The following is a 16,663-nucleotide window of genomic DNA, read 5'->3' as shown; positions in this document are numbered from 1 at the left end:
TCCGTTTTTTAAGTATTTCTTTTATACATGTAAGGAGGAATTGAGCATGGAGTACAAAAATACATTACTGATGCCGAAAACAGAGTTCCCAATGCGTGGGAACTTACCAAAACGTGAGCCTGCAATGCAAGAAAAATGGGCTGAAATGAATATTTACGAAAAAGTACAAGAACATACAAAAGGTCGTCCTTTATTTGTATTGCATGATGGACCTCCATATGCGAATGGTGACATTCATATGGGACATGCATTAAATAAAGTATTAAAAGACTTTATTGTTCGTTATAAATCAATGACTGGTTTTAGTGCGCCATATGTTCCAGGATGGGATACGCACGGTTTACCAATTGAACAAGCTTTAACAAATAAAGGCGTAAAACGTAAAGAAATGACAGTTGCTGAGTTCCGTAAGTTATGTGCAGAGTATGCATATGAACAAGTAGAACGTCAACGTGAACAATTTAAGCGTTTAGGTGTACGTGCAGATTGGGATAATCCATATATTACTTTAGAGCCAGCTTATGAAGCACAACAAATTAAAGTGTTTGGTGACATGGCGAAAAAAGGTTATATCTATAAAGGTCAAAAACCAGTTTACTGGTCTCCAACGAGTGAATCTGCTTTAGCAGAAGCTGAAATTGAATATCAAGATAAAAAATCAGCATCTATTTACGTAGCATTCCCTGTAAAAGATGGAAAGAATGTATTAGAAGGTGATGAAAAGTACATCATTTGGACAACAACACCTTGGACATTACCTGCAAACTTAGGTATTTCTGTTCACCCAGAGCTTGAATATAGTATTGTAAAAGTAAATGATGAGAAATATATCATTGCTTCTGAGCTGTTTGAGACAGTTGCAAAAACGTTAGAGTGGGAAAATGCTGAAGTTGTGAAAACAGTAAAAGGTAGCGAACTTGAGTACACAGTTGCAAAACATCCATTCTACGATCGTGATTCATTAGTTATGCTAGGAGATCACGTAACAACAGATGCAGGTACAGGTTGTGTTCATACAGCACCAGGACACGGGGAAGATGACTTCGTTGTTGGTAAAAAGTATGGATTAGAAGTACTTTGCCCAGTCGATGATAAAGGTGTATTAACAAATGAAGCACCTGGATTTGAAGGCTTATTCTATGATAAAGCTAACAAGCCGATTACAGAAAAATTAGAAGAAGTAGGCGCGTTACTGAAACTAACATTCATTACGCATTCATACCCACATGATTGGAGAACGAAAAAACCAATTATTTTCCGTGCGACAGCGCAGTGGTTTGCATCTATTGAAGCATTCCGTAAAGAATTAATAGAAGCTGTAGCGGAAACGAAATGGGTACCAGCATGGGGAGAAACTCGTCTTCATAATATGGTTCGTGACCGTGGTGACTGGTGTATTTCTCGTCAGCGTGCATGGGGTGTGCCAATTCCGGTATTCTATGCTGAGAATGGTGATCCAATTATTACGGATGAAACAATTAACCATGTAGCAGATTTATTCCGTGAACACGGTTCTAACGTATGGTTCGAGCGTGAAGCGAAAGATCTATTACCAGAAGGATTTACACATCCGGGTAGCCCAAATGGCGAATTCCGTAAAGAAACAGACATCATGGATGTATGGTTCGATTCAGGTTCTTCTCACCAAGCGGTATTAGAAGAGCGCGAAGATTTACAGCGTCCAGCTGATTTATATTTAGAAGGATCTGACCAGTATCGTGGTTGGTTTAACTCTTCATTATCAACAGCAGTTGCTGTAACAGGTAAAGCTCCATATAAAGGCGTATTAAGTCACGGTTTCGTACTAGATGGTGAAGGACGTAAAATGAGTAAGTCGATTGGAAACATCGTCGTACCGAAGAAAATTATGGATCAATTAGGCGGAGACATTTTACGCTTATGGGTATCTTCTGTTGACTATCAATCTGACGTACGTATTTCAGATGATATTTTAAAACAAGTAGCAGAAGTGTATCGTAAAATCCGTAACACATTCCGTTTCTTATTAGGAAACTTAGACGACTTTAAGCCAAGTGAAAATGCAGTAGCTGTAGCTGAACTTCGTGAAGTAGATCGTTACATGTTAGTGAAATTAAATGACTTAATTACAAAAGTTAAAGAAGCATATGAGACATACGACTTCGCTGCTGTGTATCATGCAATTCATAACTTCTGTACAATTGATTTAAGTTCATTCTACTTAGACTTTGCAAAAGACATTTTATACATTGAAGGTGCAAATCACGAAGATCGTCGTGCAATTCAAACTGTATTATATGATGTTCTTGTTGCGTTAACGAAACTTGTAACACCAATCTTACCGCATACAGCTGATGAAGTATGGCCATACATTCCAGGCGTAACAGAAGAAAGTGTACAATTAACTGATATGCCAGAAGCTGTACAATTAGATGACGCGGAAGCGTTAAAAACAAAATGGGATGCATTTATGACATTACGTGATGACGTGTTAAAAGCACTAGAAGTAGCTCGTAATGAAAAAGTAATCGGTAAGTCATTAAATGCAAGCATTACGCTATATCCAACTGCAGAAATGAAAGCTATGTTAGAGTCTATTAGCGAAGACTTAAAGCAATTATTCATCGTTTCTGAGTATAAACTTGGTGGTATGATGGATGAAGCGCCAGCAGATGCACCGAAGTATGAACATACAGCGGTTGTTGTTGCTCAAGCAACTGGTGAAACATGTGAACGTTGTTGGGTAGTTTCAGAAACAATTGGTAAAGATGCTGAACATGAAACATTATGTGAGCGTTGTGCAACAGTTGTTAAAGAAAACTATGTAAAATAATAAAAAACTGACTGCTATTCATGCAGTCAGTTTTTTTGTTGATGGCATATCAAAAAAAACTTTTCAGACTCTTTCCTGTGAAGGAAAAATGTGTGTGAGGTAAGCAAATAAATTTCGGACACACTAACTGTACATTACAGCTAGGAGGAATGTACACGTGAATGAGATTTACATGGAAATAAAAGAAGAATTGCAATTGATGAGAAAAGAGTTGCAAGAGAGACTAGCTAAAGAAGTAATGCACAAATATGATGTCGAGTTCAGCCAAGAGCTTGGATATGAAATTAAGGAAGAGATAAAGAAAAAATTGCTATTACATGATATAAAAGAGGATTTAAAGGATGTAGAACGCGCATTATTTAAAATGGAAATAGACATGTACGGTATTTGTGAAGAGACGGGGAGATTAATTTCGACAAAGCAAATGAAGACAATGCCGACTGCTCGTACGATTCATGAATTCTTCTATGAAAAGGTAAATGTATGAATACGCACAACGATATTATATTACCTTTTTTTAATTTATTTTATTCTTCTATAAAGGTTCATTGTGAAAAGGTAGCAGCTATGCTAAAATTTTGAGGTACACTGTCTTTGTGGGGGAAATGAAAATGATATATTATGTAATAGCGTTATTTGTCATTGCTATCGATCAAATATCGAAGTGGTTAATTGTAAAGAACATGGAATTGGGTACGAGTATTCCGATTATCGACAATGTATTATACATAACATCACATCGAAATAGAGGCGCTGCTTGGGGTATTTTAGAAAATAAAATGTGGTTCTTCTACATTATTACAGTTGTTTTTGTAGTGTTTATCGTATTTTATATGAAAAAGTATGCGAAAACAGACAAGCTTCTAGGTATTTCGTTAGGTCTAATTTTGGGCGGGGCAATTGGTAACTTTATTGATCGTGTATTTAGACAAGAAGTAGTGGATTTCATTCACGTGTATATTTTCTCGTACAACTATCCAGTATTCAATATAGCTGATTCAGCATTATGTATTGGTGTTGTATTAATTATTATTCAAACATTATTAGAAGGCAAGAAAGCGAAGGAGTAATTGAATGAGTGAAGTAGTACAAGTAACAGTTGCAGCAGAGCAAAAAAACGAGCGAATTGATAAATTCGTTACAGGGATAAATAACGAATGGTCACGTTCACAAGTACAGCAATGGATTAAAGATGATGTTGTGACAGTGAACGGGAAAGCAGTAAAAGTGAATTATAAAGTAAAAGAAGAAGATGAAATTACAGTAACGATTCCTGAGCCAGAAGCGCTAGATATTCAACCAGAGGATTTAAATTTAGAAATTTATTATGAAGATGCAGATGTGCTTGTTGTAAATAAGCCACGTGGCATGGTTGTACATCCAGCACCAGGGCATACAAGTGGTACACTTGTAAACGGCCTTATGCACCATTGTACAGACTTATCAGGCATTAACGGTGTAATGCGTCCAGGTATCGTGCATCGTATTGATAAAGATACATCTGGACTATTAATGGTTGCTAAAAATGATATGGCACATGAATCGCTTGTAAATCAGCTTGTAGCCAAAACAGTAACGAGACGTTACAAAGCGATTGTACACGGTGTGATTCCGCATGATAAGGGAACTATTGATGCACCAATTGGTCGTGATAAGAAAGAGCGTCAAAGTATGACAGTTGATGAAAATGGTAAGAACGCTGTTACGCACTTCCAAGTGTTAGAACGTTTTAAAGACTTTACACTTGTAGAATGTCGCTTAGAAACGGGACGTACGCACCAAATTCGTGTTCATATGAAATATATTGGCTATCCACTTGCAGGAGATCCGAAGTATGGTCCGAAGAAAACATTAGATATGAATGGACAAGCACTTCATGCGGGTATTTTAGGCTTTGATCATCCTCGTACTGGTGAATATATTCAGTTTGAGGCACCGATTCCAGAAGTGTTTGAAGACGCATTAAATATTTTACGAAAATAGTATTGACAAATCATAAGAAAACTGAGATACTGACAACAGTTAAATAATGATCCTTTAACACAGCCCCGTGAGGTTGAGAAGGTAACGGTTTGAAATACTTAGGGTATGTTGTACCCTTTTTTCAAAAGTCCTCTCGCACACGCTGAGAGGACTTTTTTTATACCATTACTCTCACGCAAGAAAAAAAGCTTGGAGGTGTAGAGCATGCAAGAGAAAGCTGTCGTTTTAGATGACCAAATGATTCGCCGCGCTTTAACACGAATTAGTCATGAAATCGTGGAACGAAATAAAGGTGTCGATAATTGTGTTCTTGTCGGAATTAAAACTCGTGGAATTTTTATTGCACAACGTTTGGCAGAACGAATTGGTCAAATTGAAGGAAAAGAAATGGAAGTTGGAGAGTTAGACATTACGTTATATCGTGATGATTTAACACTACAATCCAAAAATAAAGAACCACTTGTAAAAGGTTCTGATATCCCTGTAGATATTACGAAGAAAAAAGTTATCCTCGTTGATGACGTATTATATACAGGAAGAACAGTTCGAGCAGCAATGGATGCTCTTATGGATTTAGGTAGACCATCTCAAATTCAATTGGCGGTTCTTGTTGATAGAGGTCATCGTGAATTACCAATTCGCGCTGATTATGTAGGAAAGAACATTCCAACATCAAGTGAAGAGCGTATCGAAGTTGATTTGCAAGAGACAGATCAACAAGATCGAGTAAGCATATACGATAAGTAAAGCCCTTTTAAATGTAGTCCTGTGAGGCTGCCAAAGGGTCTTGGCTTTCATATGTCAAATTTGGCATACGAAAGTATAGGACTCTTTGTGCACAGGCACAAAGAGTTTTTTTATTGCAAAGATTTAAACTGAAGGAGGATGTAACAATGGAACAAAAGCCAGTGTTAGACGTTAATGAAGTACCGAAACCGGGAAAATGGTTATTTTTAAGTATACAACATTTGTTCGCGATGTTTGGATCAACAGTGCTTGTTCCGTTTTTAACAGGATTGAATCCATCAGTAGCATTAATATCAAGTGGATTAGGAACGCTAGCGTTTCTTCTTATAACGAAAGGTCAAGTACCAGCATATTTAGGATCATCATTCGCCTTTATCGCACCGATTATAACAGCGAAAACGGCAGGTGGGCCGGGAGCAGCAATGCTTGGTGGTTTGCTAGCAGGGCTTGTGTACATCTTAATCTCACTCGGAATTAAGAAATCAGGATCAGAGTGGATTATGAAACTACTACCACCAATCGTAGTTGGTCCAGTAGTAATGGTAATCGGTCTAGCTTTAGCACATACAGCAGTTAACATGGCGATGAACGGTGCGGATGGCAAATACAGCTTTACACATTTTTCAGTAGCATTAGTAACATTAGCAATTACAATCATTTGCTCGATATTCGGAAGAGGATTTTTCAGTATCATACCAGTGTTACTTGGCATTATCGGCGGATATATCTTCGCTTACTTCCAAGGGCTAGTAGACTTAAAGCCGGTAGCTGAGGCAAAATGGTTTGTTGTACCAGATTTCACAGTACCATTTGTAACATACACACCAGAGTTTTCATGGAAGATTGTACTCTTGATGGTACCAGTTGCACTAGTAACAATATCAGAACATATCGGACATCAAATTGTACTTGGAAATGTTATTAAAAGAGATTTAATTGAAAAACCAGGTTTACACCGTTCGATCTTCGGTGACGGAGTAGCAACATTAATTGCATCACTAATCGGTGGGCCACCGAATACAACGTATGGTGAAAACATCGGTGTGCTAGCAATTACGAGAGCATACAGTGTATACTTATTCATCGGTTCAGCAGTATTCGCAATCATGTTCGGATTTATCGGTAAGATTTCTGCACTGATTCATTCGATCCCAACACCAGTTATGGGCGGGGTATCAATCTTACTATTCGGTGTAATCGCATCAAGCGGATTACGCATGATGGTAGATGATAAAACAGATTTAAGTGACAAACGAAACTTAATGATTGCATCAGTAATACTAGTAATCGGTATTGGTGGAGCGGTACTTCACGTAGGGGATTCATTCCAAGTCGAAGGAATGGCGCTTGCAGCAATTGTAGGTGTACTGTTAAATCTACTACTACCAGAAACAAAACAAGAAAAACATACAAAACAATCTAAGCAGATTGCTTCATAAAAATAACCTTTTAATTCAGTCCTGTGAGACAGAAAAGGGTGGCTTCTTCCTTGCACCCTAGTCTTACATGACTAGGGTATTTTTATGCAAAGGTTGTTATAAAAATACAAAAGTGGTAACATAAAAATCAGAAAGATGAGGGATGACGATGAGCCATTTGTTAACGATGAGTGAATTATCGGAAGTAGAAATTTCAGAAATCCTAAAAGACGCAGAAGATTTTGCGAATGGAAAAGAGAGCAAAACGACAGAGCAAACTTTTGTTGCAAATTTGTTCTTTGAGAATAGTACGAGAACGAGATTTAGCTTTGAAGTTGCTGAGAAGAGATTAGGACTAGATGTTTTAAACTTTTCAGCTGATGCATCTAGCGTACAAAAAGGAGAAACTTTATACGATACGATAAGAACACTAGAATCAATCGGAACAAAAGCAGTGGTCATCCGCCATGAGCAAGATCGCTACTTCGATGAACTAAAAGATCAGGTGAATATCCCGATCTTAAACGCTGGAGATGGATGTGGAAACCACCCAACGCAGTGCCTACTCGACCTTCTTACAATTAAACAAGAGTTTGGAAGATTTGAAGGTTTGAAGATTGCAATAGTAGGAGATGTTCGTCATAGCCGAGTAGCACGTTCTAATGCAGAAGCATTAACGAAGCTTGGTGCAACAATTTACTTTGCAAGTCCAGAAGAGTGGAAAGGTGAAGACAACACATTTGGAACATACAAACCATTAGATGAACTTGTTCCAGAAGTGGATGTAATGATGTTACTCCGTGTACAACATGAGCGTCATGATCATTATGAAACAGACATTATGAAAGAATATCATGAGAAACACGGATTAACAGTAGAAAGAGAAAAGCGTATGAAAGAAGGAAGCATTATTATGCATCCAGCTCCTGTAAACCGTGATGTTGAAATTGCAAGTGAACTTGTTGAGTGTGAGCGTTCACGCATATTTAAACAAATGGAAAATGGAGTTTACGTAAGAATGGCTGTACTAAAACGCGCCTTACCAAATGTATTAGGAGGAATGAAACATGAATTACTTGTTTAAAAATGGTCGTTATATGAATGAAGAAGGAAAAATTGTAGCAACAGATCTTCTCGTACAAGACGGTAAAATCGCTAAGGTAGCAGAAAATATTACGGCAGATAATGCTGAAGTAATCGATGTGAACGGAAAGTTAATCGCACCTGGATTAGTAGATGTACACGTACATCTTCGTGAACCAGGTGGTGAACATAAAGAAACAATTGAAACAGGTACACTAGCAGCGGCAAAAGGTGGATTCACTACAATTTGTGCAATGCCAAATACACGTCCAGTACCAGATTGCAGAGAACATATGGAAGACTTGCAAAATCGTATTAGAGAAAAAGCACATGTCAACGTACTACCATACGGAGCAATTACAGTACGTCAAGCTGGTTCTGAAATGACAGATTTCGAAACATTAAAAGAACTTGGAGCATTTGCTTTCACAGATGACGGCGTAGGCGTACAAGATGCGAGCATGATGTTAGCGGCTATGAAACGTGCAGCAAAATTAGATATGGCAGTAGTTGCGCACTGTGAAGAGAATACGCTTATTAATAAAGGTTGTGTACATGAAGGGAAGTTTTCTGAGAAACACGGATTAAACGGTATCCCATCAGTATGTGAATCTGTACATATTGCAAGGGATATATTGCTTGCGGAAGCAGCAGATTGTCACTATCACGTATGTCACGTAAGTACGAAAGGTTCAGTACGTGTAATCCGTGATGCGAAACGCGCTGGAATTAAAGTAACAGCAGAAGTAACACCACATCACCTAGTGTTATGTGAAGATGATATTCCATCAGCTGATCCTAATTTTAAAATGAACCCACCGCTTCGTGGAAAAGAAGACCATGCAGCATTAATTGAAGGTTTATTAGATGGAACGATCGATATGATCGCAACTGACCATGCACCGCATACAGCGGAAGAGAAAGCACAAGGAATTGAAAGAGCACCATTCGGAATTACTGGTTTTGAAACAGCATTCCCGCTTCTATACACAAACCTTGTGAAAAAAGGAGTTATTACGCTAGAACAATTAATTCAATATTTAACAGAAAAGCCAGCTGATACATTCGGCTTAGAAGCAGGTCGCCTGAAAGAAGGTAGAACAGCTGATATTACAATCATTGATTTAGAACAAGAAGAAGAGATTGATCCAACAACATTCTTATCAAAAGGAAAAAATACACCATTCGCAGGTTGGAAATGCCAAGGATGGCCGGTAATGACAATCGTTGGTGGTAAGATCGCATGGCAAAAGGAGAGTGCATTAGTATGAAAAGACAACTTATCTTAGAAGATGGAACAGTATTAATTGGAAAAGGTTTCGGAGGAGAAATCGAAAAGTCAGGTGAGGTTGTATTTACAACAGGAATGACTGGATATCAAGAAACATTATCTGATCCATCATATTGCGGTCAAATCGTAACATTCACGTACCCATTAATCGGAAACTACGGCATTAACCGTGACGATTTCGAATCGATTCACCCATCTGTAAATGGTTTAATCGTAAACGAAATTTGTGATCATCCATCAAACTTCCGTAATGAAATTTCGTTAAATGATTACTTAAAAGAAAGAAACATCCCGGGATTAGCAGGAATTGATACGAGAAAATTAACGAGAAAAATTCGTCAATACGGTACATTACGCGGACGCCTTTGTAACATGGATGCAGATGTAGAATACATCGTGAGCCAATTAAAAGCGACAGTATTTACAGATCACGTGAAACGCGTATCAACGAAAGATCCATACCCAAGTCCAGGACGCGGACACCGAGTTGTACTTGTAGACTTCGGAATGAAACATGGTATTTTACGAGAATTAAATAAGCGTGACTGTGATGTAATTGTAGTTCCTTACAACACAACAGCAGAAGAAATTTTACGCCTTAGCCCAGATGGAATTATGTTAAGTAACGGACCTGGGGATCCAAAAGATGTACCAGAAGCAATTGAAATGTTAAAAGACATTATCGGTAAAGTTCCTTTATTCGGAATTTGCCTAGGACATCAATTGTTCGCTCTAGCATCTGGTGCAAATACAAGTAAGTTGAAATTCGGTCACCGTGGTTTAAACCATCCAGTAAAAAATCTTGCAACTGGAAAAGTAGCAATTACATCTCAAAACCATGGTTACGCAGTAGAAGAAGAATCAGTTGAAAATACAGAGCTTGAAATTACACATGTTGCTTTAAATGATGGAACAGTAGAAGGTCTTCGTCATAAGAAGTTCCCAGCATTTACAGTACAATACCATCCAGAAGCTTCAGCAGGACCTGAAGATGCAAATGATTTATTCGAAGATTTCTTAGCAATGATTGAAAACTTCAAGAAAGAAGGGGAAGAGTTATGCCAAAACGCCTAGACATTAACACAATTTTAGTAATCGGATCAGGACCAATTGTAATTGGGCAAGCAGCGGAGTTTGACTACTCTGGTACACAAGCTTGTCAATCTCTAAGAGAAGAAGGTTACAAAGTAATCCTTGTTAACTCTAACCCAGCAACAATTATGACAGATACTGCAACAGCAGATAAAGTATATATCGAACCATTAACATTAGAATTCGTAAGCCGTATTATTCGTAAAGAACGTCCAGATGCAATCTTACCAACATTAGGTGGTCAAACAGGGTTAAATATGGCTGTTGAACTTGCGAAATCAGGCATACTTGAAGAATGCGGAGTTGAAATTTTAGGAACGAAATTATCAGCCATCGAGCAAGCGGAGGATCGCGATTTATTCCGTACATTAATGCAGGATTTAAATGAACCAATTCCATCTAGTACGATCATTCATACGCTGGAAGAAGCACATGAATTTGTAAAAGAAATTGGTTATCCAGTTATTGTTCGCCCAGCATTTACAATGGGAGGAACAGGTGGCGGAATTTGTAGTAATGAAGAAGAACTAATTGAAATCGTATCCGGTGGATTAAAACATAGTCCAGTAACACAATGTTTATTAGAAAAGAGCATTGCTGGTTGTAAGGAAATTGAATATGAAGTAATGCGTGATTCGAATGATAACGCGATTGTAGTATGTAACATGGAAAACATCGATCCAGTTGGGGTTCACACAGGTGATTCTATCGTAGTAGCACCAAGCCAAACATTAAGCGACCGTGAATATCAAATGTTACGAAACACTTCATTACGAATTATTCGTGCATTAGGAATTGAAGGTGGATGTAACGTTCAGCTTGCACTAGATCCACATAGCTTCCAATACTATGTAATCGAAGTAAACCCACGTGTAAGTCGTTCATCTGCACTAGCATCTAAAGCGACTGGATATCCAATTGCAAAATTAGCAGCGAAAATTGCAGTCGGCTTAACATTAGATGAAATCATAAACCCAGTAACACAAAAAACTTACGCTTGCTTCGAGCCAGCATTAGACTATGTTGTTTCAAAAATTCCACGCTGGCCATTTGATAAGTTTGAATCAGCAAACAGAACACTTGGTACACAAATGAAGGCAACTGGTGAAGTTATGTCAATCGGACGTAACTTAGAGCAATCATTATTAAAAGCGGTTCGTTCTTTAGAGCTTGGCATTTATCACTTAGAATTAGACCACTTAAAAGAACTTGATAAAGAAACAATGAAAAAACGCATTATTAAAGCAGACGATGAGCGACTGTTTATTGTAGCAGAAGCAATTCGTCAAGGTGTAACGAAAGAAGAAATCAACGAATGGTGTGAAATGGACTTCTTCTTCTTACAAAAAATTGAAAACATCGTAAATATGGAACGCGAAGTAAAAGCGAATGTAGGAAATATGGAAGTACTACAAGCTGCGAAAGAAATGGGCTTCAGTGATCACTACATTGCAGCTGCTTGGAACAAAACGGAGCGTGAAATTTACGATATGCGTAAAGAAAGCAATATAACTCCTGTTTATAAAATGGTAGATACTTGTGCGGCAGAGTTTGAATCTGCAACACCATACTACTACAGCACATATGGTGATGAGAATGAATCGGTGATAACAGATCGTAAGAGTGTTGTTGTACTAGGGTCTGGTCCAATCCGTATCGGTCAAGGGGTTGAGTTTGACTATGCAACAGTTCACTCTGTATGGGCAATTAAAGAAGCTGGATATGAGGCAATCATTGTTAATAACAATCCAGAAACAGTTTCAACAGACTTCAGTATTTCTGACAAATTATACTTTGAACCATTAACAATCGAAGATGTAATGCACATCATTGATTTAGAAAAACCAGAAGGCGTTATTGTTCAGTTCGGTGGACAAACGGCAATTAACTTAGCGGCGAAATTAGAGGCTCACGGTGTGAAAATCTTAGGAACATCACTTGAAGACTTAGACCGTGCAGAAGATCGTGATAAATTTGAAGCTGCTTTAACAAAACTTGGTATCCCGCAACCAGTTGGTAAAACAGCAACGACTGTAGAACAAGCGGTAGCAATCGCAGAAGAAATTGGTTATCCAGTATTAGTAAGACCATCTTACGTACTAGGTGGACGTGCGATGGAAATCGTATATCGTCAAGAAGAACTGCTGCACTACATGAAAAATGCAGTTAAAGTTCATGCAGATCACCCAGTATTAATCGACCGTTACATGGTTGGTAAAGAAATTGAAGTAGATGCAATTTCAGATGGTGAGAATGTATTCATTCCAGGTATTATGGAACATATTGAACGCGCTGGAGTTCACTCTGGTGACTCAATTGGAGTATATCCACCACAAAGTTTATCTGAAAAACTAAAAGAACAAATCATTGAACATACAATTGCACTTGGAAAAGGATTAAACATTGTTGGATTACTAAATATCCAGTTTGTAGTATTCAAAGATCAAGTGTACGTAATTGAAGTAAACCCACGTGCAAGCCGTACAGTACCGTTCTTAAGTAAAATTACAGGCGTACCGATGGCGAATGTTGCAACGAAAGTTATTTTAGGGCAAGACCTAGTAGAGCAAGGATACGGAACGGGCTATCACCCAGAAGAGAAAGAAGTATATGTAAAAGCTCCGGTATTCTCATTCGCGAAACTACGTTCAGTTGATACAACATTAGGACCTGAAATGAAATCAACAGGGGAAGTAATGGGTAAAGACTTAACGCTTGAAAAAGCATTATATAAAGGATTAGTTGCTTCAGGAATTAACATCCCAACGCACGGATCAGTAATCATTACTGTAGCGGATAAAGATAAAGAAGAGGCGATGGAAATTGCAAAACGTTTCCACGAAATCGGCTATAACTTATTAGCAACAGCTGGAACAGCACAATCATTAGAAGAGCAAAATATCCCAGTACAAGTTGTAAACAAAATTGATTCTGAAGACTACAACTTACTAGATATTATCCGTCAAGGAAAAGCACAGTTTGTAATTAACACATTAACAAAAGGTAAACAACCAGCGCGTGATGGTTTCCGCATTCGCCGTGAATCAGTAGAAAATGGTGTGGCTTGCTTAACATCACTTGATACAACAAGAGCAATCTTACGAGTATTAGAATCTATGACATTCTCAGCTCATTCAATGAAAGAAATTACGCAAACAAAGCGTCACGAGGTGGTACATGCATGATGCAAAAGCAAAATATGATCGTCGTTAATCAAAAAGAAATCGCAAAAAACATTTACGAGTTAGTGCTTCAAGGAACTTTAGTACAGCAAATGAACGAACCAGGGCAGTTTGTACACATTAAGGTAGCAGAGGGCATTGCGCCCCTTCTGCGCCGCCCGATTAGTATTTGTAATGTAGATCAAGAGAAGAACGAATTTACAATGCTATATCGTGCGGAAGGACAAGGGACAAAAACATTAGCAACTAGAAAACAAGGTGAAATGGTAGACGTACTAGGACCACTAGGACACGGTTTTCCTGTAGAAGAAGCTGAAGCTGGTCAAACAGCTTTACTAGTAGGCGGGGGGATTGGTGTACCACCACTTTATGAACTATCACAGCGCCTCGTTGCAAAAGGTGTACGTGTAATTCACATCTTAGGTTTTCAAACGAAAGATGTAGTTTTCTATGAAGAAAAATTTGCAGAACTTGGTGATACGTACGTTGCGACAGTAGATGGTACACACGGTACAAAAGGATTTGTCACAGATGTAATTGATAATTACGGAATTGACTTTGATATTCTTTATTCATGTGGTCCGTTAGCGATGCTTCGTGCATTAGAAGGACGTTACAAAGAGAAAAAAGCCTATATTTCATTAGAAGAACGTATGGGCTGCGGTATTGGAGCTTGTTTCGCATGTGTATGCCACTTACAAGAAGATCCAAGTGGACATTCTTACAAGAAGGTGTGTAGCGACGGACCAGTATTTCCAATCGGGGAGGTTGTACTATGAACAGATTGCAAGTTGAATTACCAGGATTATCATTAAAAAATCCAATTATACCGGCATCTGGATGCTTTGGATTTGGTCGTGAATATGCACAGTTTTACGATTTAAGTGTACTAGGATCAATCATGATTAAAGCGACGACAGAACAACCACGCTATGGAAATCCAACGCCTCGTGTTGCTGAAACACCGGGCGGCATGTTAAATGCAATCGGACTTCAAAACCCAGGGTTAGAAAAAGTAATGAATTCTGAATTACCATGGTTAGAACAATTTGACCTTCCAATCATTGCTAACGTTGCAGGCTCACAAGCTGAGGATTATGTAGCGGTTGCAAAGGAAATTTCTAAAGCGCCTAATGTCCATGCACTAGAATTAAATATTTCTTGTCCGAACGTAAAAACAGGTGGTATCGCCTTTGGTACAAATCCTGAAATTGCTGCTGATTTAACGAAGCGAGTAAAAGAGGTTTCTGAAGTACCTGTATACGTGAAGTTGTCACCAAACGTGGCAAACATAGTGGAAATTGCAAAAGCGATTGAAAATGCAGGTGCAGATGGTTTAACGATGATTAATACATTGCTTGGTATGCGTTTAGATTTAAAAACAGCTAAACCAATTTTAGCAAACCGTACAGGCGGATTATCAGGTCCTGCGATTAAGCCAGTAGCAATTCGTATGGTACATGAAGTAAGCCAAGCGGTTAACATTCCAATTATCGGAATGGGTGGTATTGAAACAGCGGAAGATGTAATTGAATTCTTCTACGCTGGCGCAAGCGCAGTTGCAGTAGGTACAGCGAACTTTATCGATCCGTTCGTATGTCCGACAATTATTGAAGAGTTACCAGCATTACTAGATGAATTAGGATTTGATCACATTTCGGAATGTCAAGGAAGGAGCTGGAAGCAAACATGTCACAGTCGTTAATCGTTGCACTAGATTTTCCAGGGAAACAAGATGTAGAACAATTCTTGCGCCACTTTGAAGGGGAAGAGTTATTTGTCAAAGTTGGTATGGAGTTATTTTACAAAGAAGGCCCTGCAATTATTACGTACTTAAAAGAAAAAGGACATAAGATTTTTCTAGATTTAAAACTTCATGATATTCCGAATACAGTAAAAAGCGCTATGCGTAGCCTAGCTAGTCTAGATGTTGATATGGTAAATGTTCATGCTGCTGGGGGAAGCAGCATGATGAAAGCTGCGATTGAGGGATTAGAGGAAGGTAAGCAAGAAGGAAAAGAGAGACCGATTTGTATTGCAGTTACACAACTAACAAGCACTTCGGAAGCTATGATGAAAAAAGAGATTGGCATTGAGAAGACGTTAGAAGAAGCGGTTGCTCATTATGCAAAACTAACGAAAGAAAGTGGACTTGATGGCGTTGTTTGCTCAACGCTTGAAGTTCCAAAATTACGTGAAGTATGCGGGAATGAATTTGTAACAGTAACACCGGGGATTCGTCTTGCAAGCGATGATGTAAATGACCAGGTGCGCGTAGCAACACCGAAACGTGCGAGGGAACTTGGCTCAAGCTACATCGTAGTTGGACGTAGTATTACAAAAGCAGAAAATCCGCTTGAAGCGTATAAAACAGTAAAACAACAGTGGGAAGGTGTAACAGTATGAAAAAAGAAATCGCATCGCATTTATTAGAAATTGGAGCAGTATTTTTACAACCGAATGATCCATTCACATGGTCTTCAGGTATGAAATCACCAATTTATTGTGATAACCGTTTAACTTTATCTTATCCAAAAGTACGTCAAGCGATTGCAGCTGGATTAGAAGAGTTAATTAAAGAGAACTTCCCAACTGTAGAAGTTATTGCAGGAACAGCAACTGCTGGTATTGCGCACGCTGCATGGGTAAGCGATCGTATGGATTTACCAATGTGCTACGTACGTAGTAAAGCAAAAGGCCACGGTAAAGGGAATCAAATTGAAGGAAAAGCTGAAAAAGGTCAAAAAGTTGTAGTAGTAGAAGACTTAATTTCAACTGGCGGAAGTGCAATTACATGTGTAGAAGCACTTCGCGAAGCTGGCTGTGAAGTATTAGGAATCGTATCAATCTTCACATACGAGCTAGAAGCAGGAAAAGAAAAGCTAGAAGCAGCTAACGTAGCATCATATTCTTTAAGTGATTACAGTGCATTAACTGAAGTTGCAGCAGAAAAAGGTATGATCGGACAAGCTGAAACGAAAAAATTACAAGAGTGGCGTAAAAATCCAGCTAACGAAGCTTGGATCACAGCGTAACATGAAAAAAACGACCGCGG

At 38.5% G+C, this 16,663-nt stretch carries 14 protein-coding genes; all 14 read left to right on the top strand.

The window, feature by feature from the left end; translation table 11 throughout:
* Positions 1 to 46: 46 nt before the first annotated feature.
* The 14 genes from ileS2 (at position 47) to pyrE (ending at position 16,643) form a co-directional block, all read left to right on the top strand.
* Positions 47 to 2,812, top strand: coding sequence for an isoleucine--tRNA ligase (ileS2, locus tag ACUXVC_RS19605; RefSeq protein ID WP_000455951.1), 2,766 nt, complete (start codon positions 47 to 49; stop codon positions 2,810 to 2,812).
* A 157-nt stretch (positions 2,813 to 2,969) separates the two neighbouring features.
* On the top strand, positions 2,970 to 3,299 hold the full coding sequence (locus ACUXVC_RS19600) for a molecular chaperone DnaK (protein WP_001002956.1): 330 nt from the start codon (positions 2,970 to 2,972) through the stop codon (positions 3,297 to 3,299).
* Positions 3,300 to 3,423: 124 nt separating this feature from the next.
* Positions 3,424 to 3,882, top strand: coding sequence for a lipoprotein signal peptidase LspA (lspA, locus tag ACUXVC_RS19595; protein WP_000642180.1), 459 nt, complete (start codon positions 3,424 to 3,426; stop codon positions 3,880 to 3,882).
* A 4-nt stretch (positions 3,883 to 3,886) separates the two neighbouring features.
* Positions 3,887 to 4,795 (top strand): RluA family pseudouridine synthase, encoded by a 909-nt coding sequence (locus ACUXVC_RS19590; protein ID WP_000005832.1) that lies wholly within the window; start codon positions 3,887 to 3,889, stop codon positions 4,793 to 4,795.
* A gap of 204 nt (positions 4,796 to 4,999) precedes the next feature.
* A complete protein-coding gene (gene pyrR, locus ACUXVC_RS19585) occupies positions 5,000 to 5,542 on the top strand; it encodes a bifunctional pyrimidine operon transcriptional regulator/uracil phosphoribosyltransferase (protein ID WP_001156491.1) in 543 nt (180 codons plus the stop codon).
* A gap of 146 nt (positions 5,543 to 5,688) precedes the next feature.
* Positions 5,689 to 6,981: a uracil permease gene (gene uraA, locus ACUXVC_RS19580; protein WP_053563749.1), complete on the top strand. Its 1,293-nt coding sequence runs from the start codon at positions 5,689 to 5,691 to the stop codon at positions 6,979 to 6,981.
* A 148-nt stretch (positions 6,982 to 7,129) separates the two neighbouring features.
* Positions 7,130 to 8,044: an aspartate carbamoyltransferase gene (pyrB, locus tag ACUXVC_RS19575; protein ID WP_000018860.1), complete on the top strand. Its 915-nt coding sequence runs from the start codon at positions 7,130 to 7,132 to the stop codon at positions 8,042 to 8,044.
* Positions 8,028 to 9,314, top strand: a complete 1,287-nt coding sequence (gene pyrC / locus ACUXVC_RS19570) for a dihydroorotase (RefSeq protein WP_065485049.1) — start codon at positions 8,028 to 8,030, stop codon at positions 9,312 to 9,314. The genes pyrB and pyrC overlap by 17 nt, the downstream gene beginning before the upstream one ends.
* On the top strand, positions 9,311 to 10,408 hold the full coding sequence (locus tag ACUXVC_RS19565; RefSeq protein ID WP_000828670.1) for a carbamoyl phosphate synthase small subunit: 1,098 nt from the start codon (positions 9,311 to 9,313) through the stop codon (positions 10,406 to 10,408). The genes pyrC and ACUXVC_RS19565 overlap by 4 nt, the downstream gene beginning before the upstream one ends.
* Positions 10,393 to 13,611, top strand: coding sequence for a carbamoyl-phosphate synthase large subunit (gene carB / locus ACUXVC_RS19560; RefSeq protein ID WP_001126128.1), 3,219 nt, complete (start codon positions 10,393 to 10,395; stop codon positions 13,609 to 13,611). The genes ACUXVC_RS19565 and carB overlap by 16 nt, the downstream gene beginning before the upstream one ends.
* Positions 13,608 to 14,387 (top strand): dihydroorotate oxidase B electron transfer subunit, encoded by a 780-nt coding sequence (gene pyrK, locus ACUXVC_RS19555; protein ID WP_000983359.1) that lies wholly within the window; start codon positions 13,608 to 13,610, stop codon positions 14,385 to 14,387. The genes carB and pyrK overlap by 4 nt, the downstream gene beginning before the upstream one ends.
* The gene (gene pyrD / locus ACUXVC_RS19550; RefSeq protein WP_001081057.1) at positions 14,384 to 15,313 is read left to right on the top strand and encodes a dihydroorotate oxidase B catalytic subunit; all 930 of its coding nucleotides are present in this window, start codon (positions 14,384 to 14,386) and stop codon (positions 15,311 to 15,313) included. Before pyrK ends, pyrD begins: the two co-directional genes overlap by 4 nt.
* Positions 15,298 to 16,014, top strand: coding sequence for an orotidine-5'-phosphate decarboxylase (gene pyrF, locus ACUXVC_RS19545; RefSeq protein WP_000083496.1), 717 nt, complete (start codon positions 15,298 to 15,300; stop codon positions 16,012 to 16,014). The genes pyrD and pyrF overlap by 16 nt, the downstream gene beginning before the upstream one ends.
* Positions 16,011 to 16,643 carry an orotate phosphoribosyltransferase gene (gene pyrE / locus ACUXVC_RS19540; RefSeq protein ID WP_053563751.1) on the top strand — a complete coding sequence of 211 codons (633 nt, stop codon included), beginning with the start codon at positions 16,011 to 16,013 and terminating at the stop codon, positions 16,641 to 16,643. The genes pyrF and pyrE overlap by 4 nt, the downstream gene beginning before the upstream one ends.
* Positions 16,644 to 16,663 lie beyond the last annotated feature (20 nt).

It is taken from the genome of Bacillus sp. N6 (genome assembly GCF_052805735.1).
This window is presented reverse-complemented; position numbering and strand designations above follow the sequence as displayed.

Bases quoted from the DNA above. Each gene is read 5' to 3' on its own strand.
- ileS2 (WP_000455951.1), top strand. From the start codon at position 47: ATGGAGTACAAAAATACATTACTGATGCCGAAAACAGAGTTCCCAATG.
- lspA (WP_000642180.1), top strand. From the start codon at position 3,424: ATGATATATTATGTAATAGCGTTATTTGTCATTGCTATCGATCAAATA.
- ACUXVC_RS19590 (WP_000005832.1), top strand. From the start codon at position 3,887: ATGAGTGAAGTAGTACAAGTAACAGTTGCAGCAGAGCAAAAAAACGAG.
- pyrR (WP_001156491.1), top strand. From the start codon at position 5,000: ATGCAAGAGAAAGCTGTCGTTTTAGATGACCAAATGATTCGCCGCGCT.
- uraA (WP_053563749.1), top strand. From the start codon at position 5,689: ATGGAACAAAAGCCAGTGTTAGACGTTAATGAAGTACCGAAACCGGGA.
- pyrB (WP_000018860.1), top strand. From the start codon at position 7,130: ATGAGCCATTTGTTAACGATGAGTGAATTATCGGAAGTAGAAATTTCA.
- pyrC (WP_065485049.1), top strand. From the start codon at position 8,028: ATGAATTACTTGTTTAAAAATGGTCGTTATATGAATGAAGAAGGAAAA.
- ACUXVC_RS19565 (WP_000828670.1), top strand. From the start codon at position 9,311: ATGAAAAGACAACTTATCTTAGAAGATGGAACAGTATTAATTGGAAAA.
- carB (WP_001126128.1), top strand. From the start codon at position 10,393: ATGCCAAAACGCCTAGACATTAACACAATTTTAGTAATCGGATCAGGA.
- pyrK (WP_000983359.1), top strand. From the start codon at position 13,608: ATGATGCAAAAGCAAAATATGATCGTCGTTAATCAAAAAGAAATCGCA.
- pyrD (WP_001081057.1), top strand. From the start codon at position 14,384: ATGAACAGATTGCAAGTTGAATTACCAGGATTATCATTAAAAAATCCA.
- pyrF (WP_000083496.1), top strand. From the start codon at position 15,298: ATGTCACAGTCGTTAATCGTTGCACTAGATTTTCCAGGGAAACAAGAT.
- pyrE (WP_053563751.1), top strand. From the start codon at position 16,011: ATGAAAAAAGAAATCGCATCGCATTTATTAGAAATTGGAGCAGTATTT.